The organism is Rhodococcus sp. H-CA8f, assembly GCF_002501585.1.
Taxonomy (GTDB): domain Bacteria; phylum Actinomycetota; class Actinomycetes; order Mycobacteriales; family Mycobacteriaceae; genus Rhodococcus_F; species Rhodococcus_F erythropolis.
In genome coordinates this window covers 1476119-1494355 of record NZ_CP023720.1, presented here as the reverse complement: position 1 = coordinate 1494355, position 18237 = coordinate 1476119, and the positions used below count along the sequence as shown (strand labels likewise).

Below are 18237 nucleotides of genomic sequence, written 5' to 3'. Positions count from 1 at the left end.
CACGAGAATGGCAGCGAGCGCAGCAATACCGGACGATTTTGTGAGCGGACTCGAAGGCGTCGTCGCCTTCACCAGCGATATCGCAGAACCCGACAAGGACGGCGGCGCACTGCGCTACCGCGGTGTCGACATCGAAGACCTGGTCGGCCAGAGGGTCACCTTCGGCAACGTATGGGCCCTTCTCGTCGACGGCCGCTTCGGCCCCGGCCTCCCGCCGGCCGAGCCGTTCCCCCTCCCCATTCACACCGGCGACGTCCGTGTCGACGTCCAGGCCGGACTGGCGATGCTGGCTCCAATCTGGGGATACCAGCCGCTCCTCGACATCGATGACGAGACCGCCCGCGACCAGCTCGCCCGCGCATCCGTCATGGCACTGTCGTACGTCGCGCAGTCCGCTCGCGGCATCTACCAGCCTGCAGTCCCCCAGAGCCGCATCGACGAGGCCAAGACGGTCACCGAGCGCTTCATGGTTCGCTGGAAGGGTGAGCCCGATCCGGCACACGTCGAGGCAATCGACGCGTACTGGGTCTCGGCAGCCGAGCACGGCATGAACGCCTCCACCTTCACGGCCCGCGTCATCGCCTCCACCGGCGCCGACGTCGCTGCCTCGCTTTCCGGCGCCATCGGCGCGATGTCCGGCCCGCTGCACGGCGGCGCACCGGCCCGCGTTCTTCCGATGATCGAAGAGACCGAGAAGACCGGCGACGCCCGCGCACTGGTCAAGGGAATCCTCGACCGCAAGGAAAAGCTCATGGGCTTCGGACACCGCGTCTACCGCGCCGAAGATCCCCGTGCTCGCGTGCTCCGCGCTACCGCCAAGCGCCTCAACGCTCCCCGCTACGAAGCTGCCGCAGCTCTCGAGCAGGCTGCACTGGCAGAACTGCGTGAGCGTCGTCCCGATCGCGCGATCGAGACCAACGTCGAGTTCTGGGCCGCCGTCATCCTCGACTTCGCCGAGGTTCCCGCGCACATGATGCCTGCCATGTTCACCTGTGGCCGCACCGCCGGCTGGTGTGCACACATCCTCGAGCAGAAGCGTCTCGGTAAACTGGTACGCCCGGCCGCCATCTACACCGGCCCGGCGCCCCGTACTCCGGAGTCGGTCGAGGGCTGGGACCAGATCAGCCACGCGTAGTACCCCGCTCGAATTCGCCAATCACGGTAGTACAGAACACAAGTGAAGGAACAGAAAGAAGCGATGACCTCCACACCGATCATCCCCGCCGACCTCAAGCCCGCCGACGGACGCTTCGGCTGCGGTCCTTCCAAGGTTCGCCCCGAGCAGCTGCAGTCCCTGGTCGAGGTGGGCGCTTCGGTGTTCGGCACCAGCCATCGCCAGAAGCCGGTCAAGAACGTTGTGGCCAGCATTCGTTCCGGCCTCGCCGATCTGTTCTCACTGCCCGAGGGCTACGAGGTCGTCCTCGGCAACGGCGGAACCACTGCGTTCTGGGATGCGGCCGCATTCGGCCTCATCCGCGAGAAGTCGCTGCACCTGACCAACGGCGAATTCAGCTCCAAGTTCGCTTCGGTCGCCAAGGCCAACCCGTTCATCGGTGACCCGATCGTCGTTTCCGCCGATCCGGGCAGCGCACCGGTGCCGGTCTCCGACCCGTCCGTCGATCTCATCGGCTGGGCGCACAACGAGACCTCCACCGGTGTGTCGATCCCCGTCTCGCGCCCCGCGGGTTCGGAGAACGCTCTGATCGCCATCGACGCCACCTCGGGCGCCGGTGGACTTCCGGTCAACGTCGCCGATTCGGACGTCTACTACTTCGCTCCGCAGAAGTGCTTCGCTGCAGACGGTGGACTGTGGATCGCGCTCATGAGCCCGGCCGCCCTCGAGCGCGTCGCGGAGATCAAGGATTCGGGACGCTGGACTCCTGACTTCCTCTCGCTGCCCATCGCCGTGGACAACAGCTCCAAGGATCAGACGTACAACACCCCGGCCCTGGCCACCCTGTTGCTCTTCGCCAACCAGATCGAGTGGATGAACAGCAACGGCGGCCTCGACTGGACCACCGCTCGCACCGCGGATTCGTCCTCGCGCCTGTACAACTGGGCCGAGGCCAGCGAGTTCGCAACGCCGTTCGTCGCTGATCCGGCACACCGCTCGCAGGTTGTCGGCACCATCGACTTCAACGACGACGTCGACGCTGCCGAGGTGGCAAAGATCCTGCGCGCCAACGGAATCGTCGATACCGAGCCGTACCGCAAGCTCGGCCGCAACCAGCTGCGCGTCGGCATGTTCCCGGCCATCGACCCCGATGACGTCACCGCTCTCACCAAGAGCATCGACTGGGTCGTTTCTCAGCTCGGCTGATTTTCATACTGCTTCACCGCTCGGCCCCCGACATGATGTCGGGGGCCGAGCGTCGTTTGCGCCAGGCCTTGTGAGCTATCACACCGGTGGTCGGATCCGAGGTCATCTCGCCCTGCGTGTCCTGCCGAGTCCATGGTCACGAATGAATTACAGTTGAGCGCGGCGCAAAGTCGCGAGCCGGCGCGATAAGGAGGTCAATGTGCGAGAGCTTCGAGTGATCGGACTTGAACCCGATGGATCGCATGTGGTGTGCGCAGATGCTGAAACCGGCCAGAAATTCCGGCTTCCCGCCGATGACAAACTTCGTGCAGCTTCCCGCGGAGACGTGGCTCGACTCGGCCAGATTGAGATCGAAATGGAAAGCCAACTCCGTCCCCGCGAAATTCAGGCGCGCATTCGTTCCGGTGCTTCCGTAGAGCAGGTCGCCGAAGAAGCGAAGATCCCCATCAGCAAGGTCGAGCGCTTTGCGTACCCCGTTCTGCTCGAGCGTTCCCGCGCCGCGGAAATGGCGCAGGGCGGACACCCGGTGCGCGACAACGGTCCGACAGTTCCCACCCTCTCCGAAATCGTGACCCACGCATTCCGCGCCCGCGGCCACAGCATCGACGAGGCCACCTGGGATGCCTGGCGCGACGAGGACAATCAGTGGGTCGCGCAGTTGCAGTGGCAGGCCGGCCGCACCACCAACGCCGCACACTGGCGCTACCAGCCCGACGCGCACGGCGGAACGATCGTCGCACTCGACGACGCGGCATTCGACTTGATCGATCCCGACTTCGGTCGCCCGCTCCGCGGCCTGGTACCGGTGGTCTCGAACGAGCCGCAGCAGCTTGAACTGTCCCGATTCGACGCCGAACCGGTGGCGGAGATCGAGCCGGAGCCCGCAGCAGTTTCCGAGCGGACAGCAGTTTCCGAGCGGACGGTGGTGGCTGAACGAATCGTGGCGCCCGAGCCGATTGCTGTCGAGCCGGAAACCGTCGTCGACGAAGAGGTTCCCGAGCCTGCACCGGACGTGACCCCGAAAACCGCTCCGCAGCAGACGCAGACCAAGGACAAGCGCGGACGGCCTGCTCTTCCCTCGTGGGACGACGTACTCCTCGGGGTCCGCAGCAGCGGTCGCTGACCCGAAGGGAAGTATTCTTCTTTCGAGCGAGGCTGAGGAGAGAGGGCTGCCGGTGGCTGCACGGGTATCGACGATCTGGTTTCTGGGCGGCGCAGACGCTCGCACCGAATTGAGCAAGTACCCACAGCCGGATCAGACCGAGGCGCTGAAAATCGCCATGTCGCTGTACCCGGACAAGGAGTTCGAGTCTCTCGGTCCTCAGCCGCTGTCGATGGCCGCGACGGTGAGCCCCGGCTACGTCTTCGTCGGCGCGTACGGCCGAGTGAGCGTCGTCTGCAGCTCCGAACTCAGCACATTTGTCCCCTCGAAACTGCCTGATTCCTGGCACCTTTCGGCCGAGGGTGGCTCGACGCTGTTGATCAGCTCCGTCCCCGAAACCGCGCAGGGTTCGTTTGCACTGTGGGAGAACGGCGAGCTACGACGCTCGTTCAGTGCCATCCCGATCGACATCGTCGAAAATCTGGGGATCCCGCAGACCTGGGAACTGGAATTCTGGGCCGGCAACCATCCCCTGCGTTACCCGCCCGGGATCCTGCCCGATCCGCAGTCACTTCCGTTCCACCCGCAGCAGTTCGCGGAGTCCGCCAACCTCGAGTGGCTGGGATTCCGATACACCGGCGCGCCGCGAGAACACGAACTCGATACAACGCAGATTCTCCTGTGGGGCTTCAAGATTCACCGCCCCGGCGAGGCACCCAAACCTGCGCCCCCGGCTCCCGTACCGGTACCCGAGCAGGCGCCGACAGAGATACCCATGCCCGAAAACATGCCGCCGATCCACGACGCACCCGTGGCCAAGCCGCGCGGCCGCCTCGCCCGGTACTTCGGGTTCAAGTAGCGCCGAGCAGCCTCACACGGTCACGCGGCTATCGCTGCGATCCACCCGAGCGGAACGCCGACTACCGCGCCGTAAACCACCCATCGCCACACGGAGACGGCTCGCCAGCGCCAGACGGTCGGCGCAAGTCCGCCTACCGCAATGATATTGACGACAACTGCCAGGAGCACGTTCACGTTGCCCAGCGCGACGCAGAACGCCGCGACAGCGCTGGTCGAGAGCATCGCGGCGAATACCGACACCGCGATTCCGGTGAACCAGGGCGTGCGGTCCAGAGTCACCGGCCGGTCCTGACGCGTTCGTAGAAGGCCATAGCCGCTGCGGTTGCGACGTTGAGCGAATCGGTGCCGGGAGCCATCGGTATCTTGGCACGAATGTCGGTGGCCCGCATCGCATGCTCGGTCAGACCTGGCCCCTCGGCGCCCAGCAGTAGCGCCACCTTCTCCCCGGTCATCGCTTCGGCCAAAGTGACCGCTTCCGGATTCGGAGTCAAGGATATGAGCTGAAAACCGTTGCCACGCAGCTCATCCAAGTCGTGTGGCCACTTTGCCACATGCGCGAAGGGCACTCGCAGCACGTGCCCCATCGACACACGGACCGACCGCCGGTACAGCGGGTCAGCACAACCCTTCCCGAACAGAACGGCGTCCACGCCGAGCCCTGCAGCGTTGCGGAACATCGAGCCGAGGTTCTCGTGATCGTTGACGCCTTCGAGGACCACGACGGTCTTTGCGTCCTTCAGCACGTCCGAGACCGCGAGTGGTGCCGGGCGCGCTGCTGCAGCGAGGACGCCACGGTTCAGGTGGAATCCGACGACCTCGGCCATCACTTCGGCGCTCGTACGGTAGAACGGCACGTCCACACCGTCGAGATCGTCAGCGAGCTCCAGGAGCCGTCGTTCAACGCCGAGAAGACTGATCGGCTCGAACCGCGACGTCAGCAGCCGCTGAGTGACGAATACTCCTTCGGCGATGACCAGTCCCTTGCCCTCCGGCAGGTCGGGGCGCCGATCCGAGGAGTTGAGATCGCGAAAGTCATCCAACCGGGGGTCGGCGGGATCTGAGATGTCGATGACGTGAACCACGGGTCTATCGTGCCGTACGCACCGCGAGCCCCCCACCACTACTCCCGACCTAGCGCAGCAGCGTAGCGAAATGCGCGTCGAGCACCCGGCCGATCACCTGCGGATTGGTTCGCTCGGGATTGTCGACGCCGTGCGACGCGAGCCCGTCGGCGAGCGCATGCAACCTCATCGCCTCGATGTCGACCGAAGCGTCCGGCTGCAGGAATCCTGCATCATGTACGGCCTCGACAAATGTTCGATAGTGCTCGAACAGCGTCCGGTCCGTCTCGTCACGCACTGCGGTCAACGTCGAATCGGTCTGGGCGGCAGCAGCAAACGCCTCCCAGACCTGCATTTCTTCACGCCGATCTTCGTCGAGGGGAACGAACTGATCGGTGAACTGGCGGATCGCGCGGCGGATGTCGGGATCGAAGTCGATGCCGGCGATTCTCTTCTCCACTCGGACGGTCACGAGCGTCATCGCGAACAGCAAGAGTTCGGACTGCGTCGCGAAGAAGTGCCTTAGCGACCCCGTCGACATCTTCGCCTCGTCCGCGACGGCCCGGACGCTCGCGCTCGCCACACCATCGCGACGGATCACACGCCAGACAGCCTCGGCGATCTCTTCCCGTCGCTCATCGGGGCTGCTTCGTTTCACCACTTCACAAAACTAACACAGCTGTGCTAGTTTTCGACCACTAACACAGTCGTACTAGAAATGAGCTGATGTCATGATCGTCCATCTGATCATCGCGTGCGAAATCATGTTCTGGGTGTTCATCGCCGCCGGTCTCGCCGCCCGCTATCTGCTGCGCCGCAAGACGCTGGGTGCCGCACTGCTCATCTGCGCACCCCTGGTCGACGTCGTCCTGCTCGTCGCCACAGCCCTCGATCTTCGGGACGGCGGCGAGGCGAACTTCACCCACGGGCTCGCTGCGGCCTACATCGGCTTCTCCGTTGCGTTCGGGCACAGTCTCATCTCCTGGGCCGACGCCAGGTTCGCCTACCGATTCGCCGGCGGCCCGGCTCCCGTCGCGCCACCCAAGTACGGGAGTGCGCGAGCACTGCGCGAATGGCGCGAGTTCGGCAAAGCCGCGATCGCCTGGGCCATCGCGTGCGGACTTCTCGGCGCGGCCATATTCCTCGTCGACGACCCTGCACGTACGGGTGCCCTCGACGGATGGATCAGCAAGCTGACAGTGGTGCTGGGAATCTGGGGAGCAATCGCCCTGAGCTACACGGTGTTTCCCAAGCGCGAGAAGGTCACGGCGCGCGGCTAGCCTCGACTGCCTGTTCGGTCGCGTCGCACACGATCACCGGACGCAGGACGAACACCGGCAACCTTCCACCGTCTTCCGGCCTCGCAAGACGAAGTTTCAGCCCTTCGCTACGTAGCAGGTACACCCCGGCCACTGTGCCCGAGACGAGCGAGATCACTCCGCCCACGATCAGGGGCGCACGGGGATCCACGGAGTCGGCGAGCCAACCAAGCAGCGGGCTTCCCAGCGGTGTGCCACCGAGGAAACTGAGCATGTAGATGCCCATCACCCGCCCACGCATCTCGGAGGGGACCGACATCTGCAGGATGTTCATCGCGGACGTCGTGAACGTCAACGTCAGTGCGCCCGTGGGAATCAACATCAGCGCCACCAACGCGTAGGTAGGCATCAATCCCACCGCGACCTCGAACACGCCGAAAGCCACTGCGGCACCGAGGAACGTCCGCAACCGCGGCGCTTCCTTGCGCCTTGCGGCATACGCAGCGCCTGCAAGGGTTCCCACAGCAAGCGTCGTGGACAGCAGTCCGTAACCGTCGGCCTCGAGACCGAACGTGTTGCGCGCCATCACCGCCAGGCTGATCGCGAAGTTCAGGCCGAACGTCGAGACCATGAAGACGGACACCATGATCACCCGAAGGTCCTTGCGACCCCACACATATCGGAACCCGTCGCGCACCTGCCCCTTGGTACGCGGCGCCGGTTCGGACGGGATCAGCTCCTTCTTGTTCATCAGGTACAGCGCGATGAGGACCCCACCGAACGTCGCGACGTTGAGCAGGAACACCCATCCAGTTCCGATCAGGTTGATCAAAACACCCGAGATGGCCGGACCGACGATGCGGGCCGTGTTGAACGTCATCGAGTTGAGCGCGATGGCATTGGACAGGTGTTCCTTGCCCACCATCTCGATAGTGAACGACTGACGCACCGGTGCGTCGAGCGCCGAGACACAGCCGAGGGCAAAGGCGATCAGGAAGACGTGCCACAACGCGACGAGCCCACCGACGTCCAACAGACCCAACACCAGTGCGCATACCGCACTCGCCCACTGCGTGAAGATCAGGATCCGACGCTTGTCGTACCGATCGGCCAGCACCCCACCCCACACCGACAGAAACAGCGTCGGACCGAACTGCAAGGCCATGACGATGCCCACCGCCAACGCGTTGCCGTCCGAGAGCGTCAGTACCAGCCAGTCCTGGGCAATACGTTGCATCCACGTGCCGACCAGAGAAACAATCTGTCCGGAAGCCCAAAGGCGGTAGTTGCGGTTGTGGAGCGCGGCAAACATGCCGGAATCGGGGTCTCGGGGCACTCCACCATCTTGCCCCTCGAGTAATTCGTTTGGGCAACGACCTCTATGTAGCGGAGCTACGCGACGTCTCAGTAGCTGAGCTACACGACTTCTAACTCGCGGAACTACTCCGTCTTGTTGACCATCTCCGTGATGATCCCGACGGCACCGCGCAGCGTCGCGAGTTCTTCGCCACCCAGCCCGGCCAGCTGCTCGTTCATCCACGCCTCACGCGCATGGGTCTCGTCCGCGAGCAACGCCTGCCCGGCGTCGGAGAGATTCACGATGATCTGACGACCGTCCGTGGGATGCGGCGAGCGCTCGACCAGACCGAGCTCGGCGAGAGAAGCAACAACGCGCGTCATCGACGGCGGCTGAACTTTCTCACGTGCTGCGAGTACGCCAGGGGTCATCGGGCCGTACTGATCCAGGCTCGCCAAAGCGGACAGTTGCGTCAGCGATACCTGAGCGTCGACTCTGCGGCCGCGCAGATGCCTGGTGAGACGCACTACAGCCAGGGAAAGATCGCTGGCCAGCGCACGAGTTTCGGTGGTCACGCGTCAGACAATACGTCAAGAGCTGGCCGGTAGCTCACGTAATCGAATACCGGTCAACCCTGATTTCACGTAAGGGCGTCGGTAATGGGTCCGACAGTGAAGTAGGCCACAAAAAGTGCCGCCACGATCCAGAGCAACGGGTGGATCTTCTTGATACCACCGCTGGCAGCGTGCAGGACCACCCATGAAATGAAGCCGACACCGATGCCGTTGGCGATCGAGTAGGTGAACGGCATGACGATCATGGTCAGGAACGCCGGGAGTGCCACCGAGAACTTGGTGAAATCGATGTCTCGGACCTGTCCGATCATCAGCGCACCGACGACGACGAGGGCAGGCGCAGCTGCCTCGATCGGCACGACGGAGTAGAGCGGCGTCAGGAACATCGCGACGAGGAAGAGCAGTCCGGTCACGACATTTGCCAGGCCCGTGCGGGCACCTTCGGCGATACCCGATGCGGATTCCACGAACACGGTGTTCGACGACGCCGAAGCGCCACCGCCCACGATCGCGCCCGCGCCTTCGACGACAAGCGCGCGACCGACGTTGGGGAGGTTTCCGTCCTTGTCGGTCAGGCCGGCTTCCTTACCGAGACCCGTCATCGTGCCCATGGCGTCGAAGAAATTCGCGAGCACGAGGGTGAAGACAAGCAGGCTGGCGGCCAGAACACCGATGCGGGTGAACGCGCCGAAGATGCTGACGTCGCCGACCAGGCTCAGATCAGGCATACCACCGAGCATCTCCGGGATCGCGGGGATGCTGAGGTTCCAGCCCTTGGGGTTGGTTCCGAGCGAGGGTCCGACGTCGGCAACTGCCTCGATGATCGCGGCGAGGATCGTCGTGACGACGATGCCGATCAGCAGTCCACCACGAACCTTGCGCACGACCAGAACACCCATGAGCAGGACACCGAAGATGAACACCACGGTCGGCCACGAAGCGATCGAGCCGTTGATTCCGAGTCCGACGGGAACCGTCGTACCGGCGGCGTCGGGGATGCGGCGGACGAATCCGGCGTCGACCAGCCCGATGAAGGCGATGAACATGCCGATACCGGCCGCGATCGCGGACTTCAATGCCGAGGGAATCGCATTGAACACCGCAGTTCGGAAACCGGTGAGTGCCAACAGAACGATGATCACACCGTCGATGACCACCAGTCCCATCGCCTCGGGCCAGGTGACCTGAGGTGCGATGGTGACGGCGAGCAGGCTGTTGATGCCGAGACCCGCGGCGATGGCAAACGGATAGTTGGCAACGAGACCGAAGACGATGCTCATCAGGCCGGCAACCAGAGCGGTGACCGCAGCCACCTGGTTGACCGGAAGGATGTTGCCGAGAACGTCGGTCTTCGCTGCAGCGTCGTCAGCCGAGAAACTGCCGAGGATCAGGGGGTTGAGGACCACGATGTAGGCCATCGCCACGAAGGTGACGACACCGCCGCGAACCTCGGTCGAGATCGTCGACCCTCGTTCGCTGATCTTGAAATAGGTGTCGAGGATCTTGCCGGGTGCCGCCATGTTTGTTCTTTCCCCATCGCTGTAGGTCGCCGTGTGCCGGCGCACATGAAGCCGGTCGCACTAGGGAGAGTAGGCCACCGGGGTACGGGTAGCGTTAATTTTGTGACGGAGACTCGCAACACAACCAGCCTGATCGGCAAATTGTCCGCACCCGCGCCGGCACTGATCATCGGCACCGCGTTGTGGGTGGTCGCCACGATCGTGGTCGCGGTGAGCGGCGATCGTTGGTCGGATGCACTCCCGATCTGTTACGCGGGTATCGGAGTCGGCTTCCTCGGCCTCGCTCTGTTCTCCATTCAACGACGCGCAGCTGTGCGCGGTGACAAGGGCGCACAACAGGGCGCCGGTCTGGTCGACTGAGCAGGTCGATTCACCCTGTCGGTATGGTAAGCCTACCCTGCACTCTAGTGTCGGTCTTAGCTTGTCAATGCTGAAAGGAACCACGTAACCGTGAAGATCTCCCACCGAAATCGTTGGAAAAGCCGAGGACGTTGGACGAGACTGACACCCGTTGCTCTGGTCGCCCTGGTCGGCACAGCACTCGTCTCCTGCAGTTCGGACGACGACGCAGCAAGTAGTTCGTCGAGTTCCGGTGGCGGCGCCTTCCCCGTCACGATCGATCACGCTTTCGGCAGCACCACGATCGATTCCGAACCACAACGGATCGTCACTGTCGGTTACAACGACGAGCAGGCTCTGCTGGCCTTGGGCATCAAGCCCGTCGGAATGGTCAATCAGTACCCGGGCGAGCCGGACGTCAACCGCACGTGGCCGTGGGTCACCGGCCCTTGGGGCGGAACCGAACCGACCGTCGTCGGCAGCAATCCCGAAACCACGATCAGCGTCGAAAAGATCGCTGCGCTCGAGCCCGACTTGATCCTCGCGCTCTACTCGAGCATCGACAAAGACCTGTACAGCACACTTTCCGCGATCGCCCCGACCGTCGCGAAGGATCCGGCCTACGGCGACTACGCAACTCCGTGGCAGATCACGACGAAGACCGCAGCGAAGGCAGTGGGTCGCGAGGCCGACGGCGCGAAGTTGGTCGCCGATATCGACAAGCAGTTCGCCGACGCCAGAAGCGCTCACCCGGAATTTGCAGACCAGACCGCGGTGATCATCAGCGTCGACACGACCCCGGAGTTCTACGCCTTCTCCTCCGAGGACGCCCGCGGACGGGTCCTCGGCAGTCTCGGATTCAAACCTGCTCCCGCGGTCGAGGCGTTGATGAACGGTGAGTTCTACGCGCCCATCTCCACCGAGCGACTAGATCTCCTCGACGTGGACCGTCTCGTGGTCATCGGCAATCCCGATGCCGCCCAGGCGGTCCGAAACAATCCGGGCTTCCAGCAACTCGACGTGGTCAAGAACAATCGCGTCGTCTACGTCAACGACGATCAGGCCCCGCAGGTCGGTGCGGCCCTGACCGCGAGTTCAGCACTGAGCTTGCCGTGGGCGACAAGCCAACTACTCGCCGAACTCACGAAGTAACCAGCGCCCGGCGCTTCCTGATCTGCGCAGTTCCCCAGATCCACACTCCGGCCCACACCATCCCGAACGCCCAACCTGCCAGCACATCGGTCATCCAATGGGCAGCCAGGTAGACGCGGGAGAATCCGACAGCGATCGTGTACAGGCCGAGGCTCGCGAGCATTGCCATCTTCGCGAGCCTCGGCAGAGCAAGCCGAAGAATCACTGCGGCAACCGAAGTCGCGAGTATCGCGCTCATCATCGCGTGGCCCGACGGGAACGAATACGAATCGATTTCGATCAAACGCTCCGGCAGGGGTGGACGGGTTCGCGTGAAGATGCGCTTCAATCCGCTCATCACGAGCAGACCGGTCAACATCGATCCGGCGATCAGCAGAGCTTCCGTTCGGAGCCCCCGAACCAGAAGCACGATCGTGAGCAGCGTCGCGATCAGCCACGACGCGAGGGTTCCGCCGCTGTCGGTGATGACGTCGACCACGTCCACGAGCCACGCCGTCCGCTGGCTCACTGCACTGTCGAGTACCCACTGATCAAAAGACATCTGCCCTCACATCCCTTGCGGCAGAGTCCACGTGCGCATCACGTGATGAACGCCGTCCGAGTCCACCCACCACGGCACGGTCACTGTCGCCTCCACCGCTCCTGTCAGTTCCACCGACAGTTCGTGATGGATCACTACCTCGCCGCCGGGAACCTCACGGCCGAGGGCTGCGAAGCCGAGAACTGCCTGTGGTTCGTTCGCCCACGTCGTCACAACGCCGGTGCTGCTCACTCGTCCGTGAACGGATGTGGACGCCGTAGCGACGTCGAGCAGATCTGCCAGTGCGTCAGCTGTCTCGAAACTGCCGAGCACCACTCGTTGTGCAGGCAGTGCCGCTCCCAGCCACGGTCGGTCGAGAACAAGGGCGTCGCCGGGATCGACCAGATCGCCGGAAAGGCCTCGCACGAACGGCGGCAGGTGCAGTTCCTCCAGGTCGAGAACCCGTCGCTGCGCTGCCTCACCCAGCAGTCGGTGCGTCCGCGCGACGACGGCGGAGGCCGGCATCCGTAGTGGGTCGGCAAGCCGATCGAGTAGCAGCTGAGCCAGTTCCGGATCGTCGACGGTATCCGATGCCAGCAATCCGGAGAAGAATCCGGCGTCGGGGTGTTCGGCAGCATCGAGCAATCCCTCGAAGGTGCGATCGCCCGGAGCGCGCAGCAAGCCAAGCACCTCACCGCCGAGTTCGGCATTCGAACGCAACCACCACGCCGTGTATCCACGACGGTCGGTGAGCAGCGCCCGCGTCGCCGGCGACTCGACCAGCAGCGACAGCGCCTGCGGCCAGCGGTCTTCGTCCACGAGATCGAGATCGCGCACGGCTTCGATGTATTCGGGGTCCTCGTCGAGGGTGTCCCACCATGCGTCTTCGGCGTCGAGATCGTGATCGGGGCCGGACGGCAATTCCTCACGGACCACCGTGAAACCCCACCCGACACCGACTACCCGTAGCGCCTGCTCCCCCACCCGCTGAACAAAATCAGCGTCGACGATGCCGAAGGGAGAATCCTCGACCAGGACGCTTGCAAGGGGAGCTCCCGGAAGCAGAAGTTGGTCGGCGGACCGCAATTCGCCCTCCGAATCAGGAAGCAGCACTTCACCGATCCACGACGGCAGCGCCCCTGGCGCCACGTGGGCCGCCAATCCGAGCACCACTTGCGCCAACTCCGTCGCTACCGAATCATCCTGATCCGCAGCATCTTCGATCAAGGCTCGCAGTGCCGGATCGGACAGCAGGTCGGTGGCACTCGCGGTCTGTGCTCCCAATCGAGACAGCAACGGGTGCGCCGCGACAGGATGAACCAACCTCGTCCACTGCACAGACGGTGCGTCTTCGCCCAGTTCGACGCCGACGACGACGGTCCGCGGTCCGGTCACCGTTCGTCCATCGGAGAGCGGAACCGGCAGTGTTCCAAGCTCTTCCACCGCAAGAGTGTCGACCACCAAGGGCTCGAGAGCCGAATAGAGTCGATTCCACCACTTCGGTTCACGTTCCAAGCCGCTGAGCAGTTCGGCGATGCGCGCGAGCCCGATGCGGTGCGTCGACACTGCCGAGAGTGCTCGCTCGTGCTTGGGGCCGGAGAGCTCGGGGACAACCAGGCCGCCGATGATGTCGGTGACCAACTCGGCAAGGTCATCACTGAGCCCGGGCACCACGGATGCTCGCTGCGGCGCGCGGTCGGGTTCACCGACCACCGGAAGCCACTCGTTTTCCTGCAGCTCCTTCAGAAGCGCTTCGCGCAGAAGCGAATCGGTTTCGCTGCGGGCAAAGGCAGGGATCGGGACGAGTGCCGTTCGCTGCCGAGGAGGTAGTGCAGCAAGGAACTTCGCGTACCCCTCGGCAAGCGGAGCGATCGGTGCAGCGGGCATGAGGCGTCGCCGATCGGGTTGCATTGCAATGTCGGCAATGATGATCGCGGGGATCGACAGTTCCTCGTCGGATCGGGTCGGCGCCCGCAGCACGTCGTCTGCGACCGGCTCGACGACCCCGTCGCGGACCGGCACCAACCACCGTGCGTTCGGCGCCGAGTACTGCCACCATGTGCGATCTCCGATGACCACCTCGACGAGACCGGAATCCAGCACTCGTTCCGATCGCCGAAAAGTCTTCTCACCCAAACGAATTGATCCGAGAGCCGGGAGTTCGAGCAGCAGATCGACTGCCTCACGTGTCATCTGCGAAAGCAGCGCCGCGGCATCGACGTCCGGCCGAAGCGTCAGCACCACCTCCGAATCGGCACCGTCGCTCGGCAATTCGCCAGACGGCCACACCAAACGAAGTACGGGGACACCGGTTTCCGGCACGGGGAGTTCGCGAGACTCGATCTCGCGCAGAGTTTGCGAGGCAGAGAATCGAATCGATCCCGTCGACGAGCGCAGTTCCACCTCGTCACCGACCGAGAGAACTGCCGAGAATCCGACTCCGAACCGTCCCGTCACGCCTTCGTCGGCGTCGACCTTGTTCGACGCACGCAGCGCCGTGAGTGCGTGAACGCCGGATTCGTCCAGCGGACGGCCGGTGTTCGCGACGGTCAGCGTCCGACCGTCCACGTCCACCCACAAAGAGCCCTCGACGCCCTCGCGTGCAGCTGCATCGGCAGCGTTCTGCGCCAGTTCGGTGAGCAGACGGTCGCGGTACCCGGCCTTCGCGAGGTCGGATTCCGCAGCCGCGTCTTCACGCAATCGCGTCGGAGATTCCGACCACGCGCGCAGCGTCGCCTCGCGGAGTGCGTCCGTGCCGAACGGATCTTCTACTCGGTGGATACCGAATCCTCAACTGCAACAACGCTCGACGGGCGAGCGGGCACCGCAATCAGCTCGACTGCTCCGTCGTCGAATGCGTCGAACTGCGGCGAGCCCGCACCGAGCGGCAAGCTGGTGTCCGAATGCGCGCCACAGCCGTAGGACACGCTGACCACCCGGCCGTCTGCGGAGAGTTCGTTGCCGCACACGCCGAACGCTGCGTGCAGCGAACCTGCCAGTGGAAGGAAGAATCCACACAGCCCACACGTCGACGGGGCAGCCTTGGCCATCTCCGACTCCGGGCCGAAGTCACCGTCGAACCAACGCTGCGCGGCATCGAGTCGGCCCTCGAGGCTCATGACCTGTTTGCGGCCTAGCCCGATTTCGAGAGCTACCTCGTCGACTTCCGGGTCACCGGTGGCGACGTAGCCGGGAACGAGCCGAGGATCCTCGGCCGGCGGGGCGAGTAGGTCACCGACGGAGAGATCGCCGGGACGAATCCGCTGATCCCATGGCAGCCATTCCGGCGCAACCAACGCGTCGGGACCCGGCAGCAGCGCCAACTCACTGACAGTTGCGCGGGTGTCCTCCGGTCCGGCAGCGACGACAACCGCCCACTGCCAACCGCGGTATCCGGGAATGTCTGCTGCAAATCGATGGGTGGCGGCAAATTCGTCCTCCGACGTCACGCCGAGGTATGCCCCCACACCGCCTTCATGCAGGTCGACGACTGCCGTTCGGGCAAGCTCGACCGCATCGGCCAGTACTGGGCGCGGCACTGCACGCTCTGGAGAAGTAGCAACACTCACTCCTCCAGTTTGCCGCACCACCGCAAGTCCGCAACGCACTGGGCTGCCATGCTGGGCAGATGAGTAGGTCACACGCCAATTCCGTGCGCACTTTTGCAGTGGTCGCCGTGATCGCGTCAGCCCTGGCGGGGTGCTCCGATTCCCCCGGTGCTCCCGACAGCCTCACGTCCGAAACCGGCTCCGTCGAGATCGTTCGAGTGTCCGCGCACGATCCCGACGCGTTCACGCAGGGCCTCGAGATCGACGGAAACCGGTTGTACGAAAGCACCGGACGCGTCGGGCAGTCCTGGGTGCGCTCGAGCGAGATCTCCGACGAGCAGTCCCCCGCTTCGGGACCGGAAGTTGCGCGTGCCGATCTCGACCCGCCGTTGTTCGGTGAGGGCATCACGGTCGCCGGAGACACACTGTGGCAACTCACCTGGAAAGACGGCGTCGCCATCGCCCGTGACAAGGACACCCTGACCGAACGTGGGCGGTTCCCACTCGACACCGAGGGATGGGGAATCTGTTCGCTCGGGGATCGGCTGGTCTCCAGCGACGGTTCGGCCACGTTGACCTTTCGCGATCCCGAAACCTTTGCGCCGATCTCGACAGTCGACGTCACCAGATCTTCGGAGTCCGTCGGCAAGCTGAACGAATTGGAATGCGCCGAAGACGGCTCCGTCTACGCCAATGTCTGGACCACCGACACCGTCGTCCGAATCGACCCGTCGGACGGCGCCGTCACGAACGTGTACGACGCATCGGCTCTACGCGAAGAACTCGTCACGGATGGATCGACCAGCACCGTCGACGTTCTCAACGGCATCGCGCAGATTCCCGGTACCGATCGATTCCTGCTCACCGGCAAGTATTGGCCGCAGATGTTCGAAGTCCGTTTTGTTAACTGAGTCCGACATGACACAGGACTCGCAGGGGTGTGCGTGGTAGCCGCGCCGACACTAGGACAGAATTGAGTGGTGACCGGACCGCGCGAACCCTACGACCCCGAAACTCGGCGAATCCACGACGAGCCGGAGGGGCAACAGGTGCACCCCGGTTACGACAATTACCCACCCGCGGCCCGCCCGGACAACCCGCCTTCGACTCGCCCCGCTGCGCGTCGCACGCCTTTGCCGCCGCTGCACCCGATCCCCGAATCACGGGGAGACTCGGATTCTGCGTCCGGTTCCAAGGCACCGGGTGCGGACGCCCCCAAGGCTCCCCCGATGCCCCGCAAGCTCACCGTCACCCGCGTCGCAGCGATGCGCAGCCGCGAACTGACGAACAAGGGCATCGCGACCTTCCAGCGCGCAGCGAAGGCCGACGGCGCGGACAAGTCCGGTCTGACCGCTCTCACCTACGCAGTGATGACGAACAACGCCACCGACGCCGCGATCTCCGTCGCCCTTGCGAACACGCTGTTCTTCTCGGCTGCGACGGGTGAGGACAAGACCAAGGTCGCGCTCTATCTCCTGATCACGATCGCACCGTTCGCGGTCATCGCACCGCTCATCGGTCCGATGCTCGACCGGTTGCAGCGCGGCCGCCGCATCGCACTCGCGTCGTCGTTCGGAATCCGGACGCTCCTCGCAGTGATCCTGGTCTTCAACTTCGACAGTTGGATCCTCTATCCGGCCGCGCTCGGCATGATGGTGCTCAGTAAATCGTTCTCGGTACTCAAGAGTGCGGTGACACCACGCGTCCTACCACCGGAAATAGACCTGGTGCGCGTCAATTCGCGTCTGACGGTCTTCGGGTTGATCGGCGGAACGATCGGCGCCGGCGCCGTCGCGGGTGCGCTCGCGCTCGCTTTCGGTTCCACCGGAGCCTTGTGGTTCGCCGTCGCCGTCACCGTCTTCGGCGCATATCTGAGCATGCGAATCCCGTCGTGGGTCGAAGTCACCGAGGGTGAGGTTCCCGCGACCATCACCTACCACCCGGACGAGGCGCACCACGCCGGCAGCGCCCCACCACAGCCGAACGCGAAACCGGCCAAGGTCCGACAGCCTCTCGGACGCGCCGTGATCATCGGACTCTGGGGCAACGGCACCATTCGCGTGCTCACCGGCTTCCTGACGCTCTACATCGCGTTCGTCGCCAAATCACGCACCGATCACGAGCCGCTCCAGCAAGCCATGATGCTCGGCCTGGTCGGCGCAGCGGCCGGTCTGGGAAACTTCGCCGGAAATGCCACGGGTGCGCGCCTCAAGCTCGGCCGGCCCGCACTGATCGTGCTCCGGTGCACTGCGTCGGTCTGGATCATCGCGGTGATCGCAGCGCTGACGGACAACCTGATGACCGCTGCGCTGGCCACACTCGTAGCCTCCGCCGCCAGCGCACTCGCAAAGGTCTCACTCGACGCGTCACTCCAGCACGACCTGCCCGAGGAATCGATCGCGTCCGGATTCGGCAGATCCGAGACGGTTCTGCAGTTGAGCTGGGTACTCGGCGGCGCATTGGGGGTTCTGCTTCCGACCGAATACTGGATCGGGTTCACTGTTGTATCGGTGTTCCTGACGATCGGGCTTCTACAGACCTTCCTGAGCTACCGAGGAAGCAGCCTCCTGCCCGGCCTCGGCGGGAAGCGACCCGATCTGGCCGAACAAGAAGTGACCGAAGTGATTTACACCGGTAAATCCAACCGAGGACAAGGAAGTACTCCGCAGTGATGATGCGCTCG

The 18237-nt window shown here is 64.1% G+C and carries 18 protein-coding genes; 9 read left to right on the top strand and 9 right to left on the bottom strand.

Annotation, left to right across the window (positions count from 1 at the left end; genetic code table 11):
- Positions 1-7: 7 nt before the first annotated feature.
- The 4 genes from CPI83_RS07190 (at position 8) to CPI83_RS07175 (ending at position 4281) form a co-directional block, all read left to right on the top strand.
- Positions 8-1135, top strand: coding sequence for a citrate synthase 2 (locus tag CPI83_RS07190; RefSeq protein WP_003940025.1), 1128 nt, complete (start codon positions 8-10; stop codon positions 1133-1135).
- Between the two features lie 63 nt (positions 1136-1198).
- Complete coding sequence (gene serC, locus CPI83_RS07185; protein ID WP_007733484.1) at positions 1199-2320, top strand: phosphoserine transaminase; 1122 nt, start codon at positions 1199-1201, stop codon at positions 2318-2320.
- 199 nt (positions 2321-2519) lie between these two features.
- On the top strand, positions 2520-3443 hold the full coding sequence (sepH, locus tag CPI83_RS07180; RefSeq protein WP_097387011.1) for a septation protein SepH: 924 nt from the start codon (positions 2520-2522) through the stop codon (positions 3441-3443).
- A gap of 52 nt (positions 3444-3495) precedes the next feature.
- Positions 3496-4281 carry a hypothetical protein gene (locus tag CPI83_RS07175; RefSeq protein ID WP_020970486.1) on the top strand — a complete coding sequence of 262 codons (786 nt, stop codon included), beginning with the start codon at positions 3496-3498 and terminating at the stop codon, positions 4279-4281.
- Positions 4282-4301: 20 nt separating this feature from the next.
- Here the strand turns inward: CPI83_RS07175 and CPI83_RS07170 are convergent, their stop codons facing one another.
- Genes CPI83_RS07170 through CPI83_RS07160 form a run of 3 tightly spaced genes read right to left on the bottom strand, consistent with a single transcriptional unit; the run spans position 4302 to position 6005 of the window.
- Complete coding sequence (locus tag CPI83_RS07170; RefSeq protein ID WP_092763031.1) at positions 4302-4562, bottom strand: DUF2537 domain-containing protein; 261 nt, start codon at positions 4560-4562, stop codon at positions 4302-4304.
- The gene (locus CPI83_RS07165) at positions 4559-5365 is read right to left on the bottom strand and encodes an RNA methyltransferase (RefSeq protein WP_003939731.1); all 807 of its coding nucleotides are present in this window, start codon (positions 5363-5365) and stop codon (positions 4559-4561) included. Before CPI83_RS07165 ends, CPI83_RS07170 begins: the two co-directional genes overlap by 4 nt.
- 49 nt (positions 5366-5414) lie before the next feature.
- Entirely contained in the window at positions 5415-6005 is a 591-nt protein-coding gene (locus tag CPI83_RS07160) for a TetR family transcriptional regulator C-terminal domain-containing protein (protein ID WP_020908792.1), read from the bottom strand.
- A 70-nt stretch (positions 6006-6075) separates the two neighbouring features.
- On the opposite strand from CPI83_RS07160, the gene CPI83_RS07155 reads away from it, so the two are divergent.
- Positions 6076-6624, top strand: coding sequence for a hypothetical protein (locus CPI83_RS07155; protein WP_020908793.1), 549 nt, complete (start codon positions 6076-6078; stop codon positions 6622-6624).
- Here CPI83_RS07155 and CPI83_RS07150 read toward each other — a convergent pair.
- From CPI83_RS07150 to CPI83_RS07140, 3 genes are all read right to left on the bottom strand, one after another.
- The gene (locus CPI83_RS07150; RefSeq protein WP_007733487.1) at positions 6608-7915 is read right to left on the bottom strand and encodes an MFS transporter; all 1308 of its coding nucleotides are present in this window, start codon (positions 7913-7915) and stop codon (positions 6608-6610) included. The genes CPI83_RS07155 and CPI83_RS07150 overlap by 17 nt on opposite strands.
- Before the next feature lie 128 nt (positions 7916-8043).
- Positions 8044-8475 (bottom strand): MarR family transcriptional regulator, encoded by a 432-nt coding sequence (locus tag CPI83_RS07145; RefSeq protein ID WP_019744926.1) that lies wholly within the window; start codon positions 8473-8475, stop codon positions 8044-8046.
- 65 nt (positions 8476-8540) lie between these two features.
- Positions 8541-9995, bottom strand: coding sequence for an NCS2 family permease (locus tag CPI83_RS07140; RefSeq protein ID WP_020970489.1), 1455 nt, complete (start codon positions 9993-9995; stop codon positions 8541-8543).
- 102 nt (positions 9996-10097) lie between these two features.
- Between CPI83_RS07140 and CPI83_RS07135 the strand changes: the two genes are divergently transcribed.
- Both CPI83_RS07135 and CPI83_RS07130 read left to right on the top strand, forming a co-directional pair.
- Positions 10098-10355 (top strand): DUF2530 domain-containing protein, encoded by a 258-nt coding sequence (locus tag CPI83_RS07135; RefSeq protein WP_019744928.1) that lies wholly within the window; start codon positions 10098-10100, stop codon positions 10353-10355.
- 90 nt (positions 10356-10445) lie between these two features.
- A complete protein-coding gene (locus CPI83_RS07130; RefSeq protein WP_097387010.1) occupies positions 10446-11486 on the top strand; it encodes an iron-siderophore ABC transporter substrate-binding protein in 1041 nt (346 codons plus the stop codon).
- On the opposite strand, the gene CPI83_RS07125 is transcribed toward CPI83_RS07130, so the two are convergent.
- From CPI83_RS07125 to CPI83_RS07115, 3 genes are all read right to left on the bottom strand, one after another.
- Complete coding sequence (locus tag CPI83_RS07125; RefSeq protein ID WP_020908797.1) at positions 11476-12027, bottom strand: phosphatase PAP2 family protein; 552 nt, start codon at positions 12025-12027, stop codon at positions 11476-11478. The genes CPI83_RS07130 and CPI83_RS07125 overlap by 11 nt on opposite strands.
- A gap of 6 nt (positions 12028-12033) precedes the next feature.
- Positions 12034-14706: an ATP-binding protein gene (locus CPI83_RS07120; protein ID WP_097387009.1), complete on the bottom strand. Its 2673-nt coding sequence runs from the start codon at positions 14704-14706 to the stop codon at positions 12034-12036.
- Positions 14707-14774: 68 nt separating this feature from the next.
- Complete coding sequence (locus CPI83_RS07115) at positions 14775-15596, bottom strand: DUF3027 domain-containing protein (protein WP_019744932.1); 822 nt, start codon at positions 15594-15596, stop codon at positions 14775-14777.
- Between the two features lie 38 nt (positions 15597-15634).
- Between CPI83_RS07115 and CPI83_RS07110 the strand changes: the two genes are divergently transcribed.
- Positions 15635-16465 (top strand): glutaminyl-peptide cyclotransferase, encoded by an 831-nt coding sequence (locus tag CPI83_RS07110; RefSeq protein ID WP_021332212.1) that lies wholly within the window; start codon positions 15635-15637, stop codon positions 16463-16465.
- A gap of 66 nt (positions 16466-16531) precedes the next feature.
- Positions 16532-18226, top strand: coding sequence for an MFS transporter (locus tag CPI83_RS07105; RefSeq protein WP_097387008.1), 1695 nt, complete (start codon positions 16532-16534; stop codon positions 18224-18226).
- Positions 18227-18237: the final 11 nt, after the last annotated feature.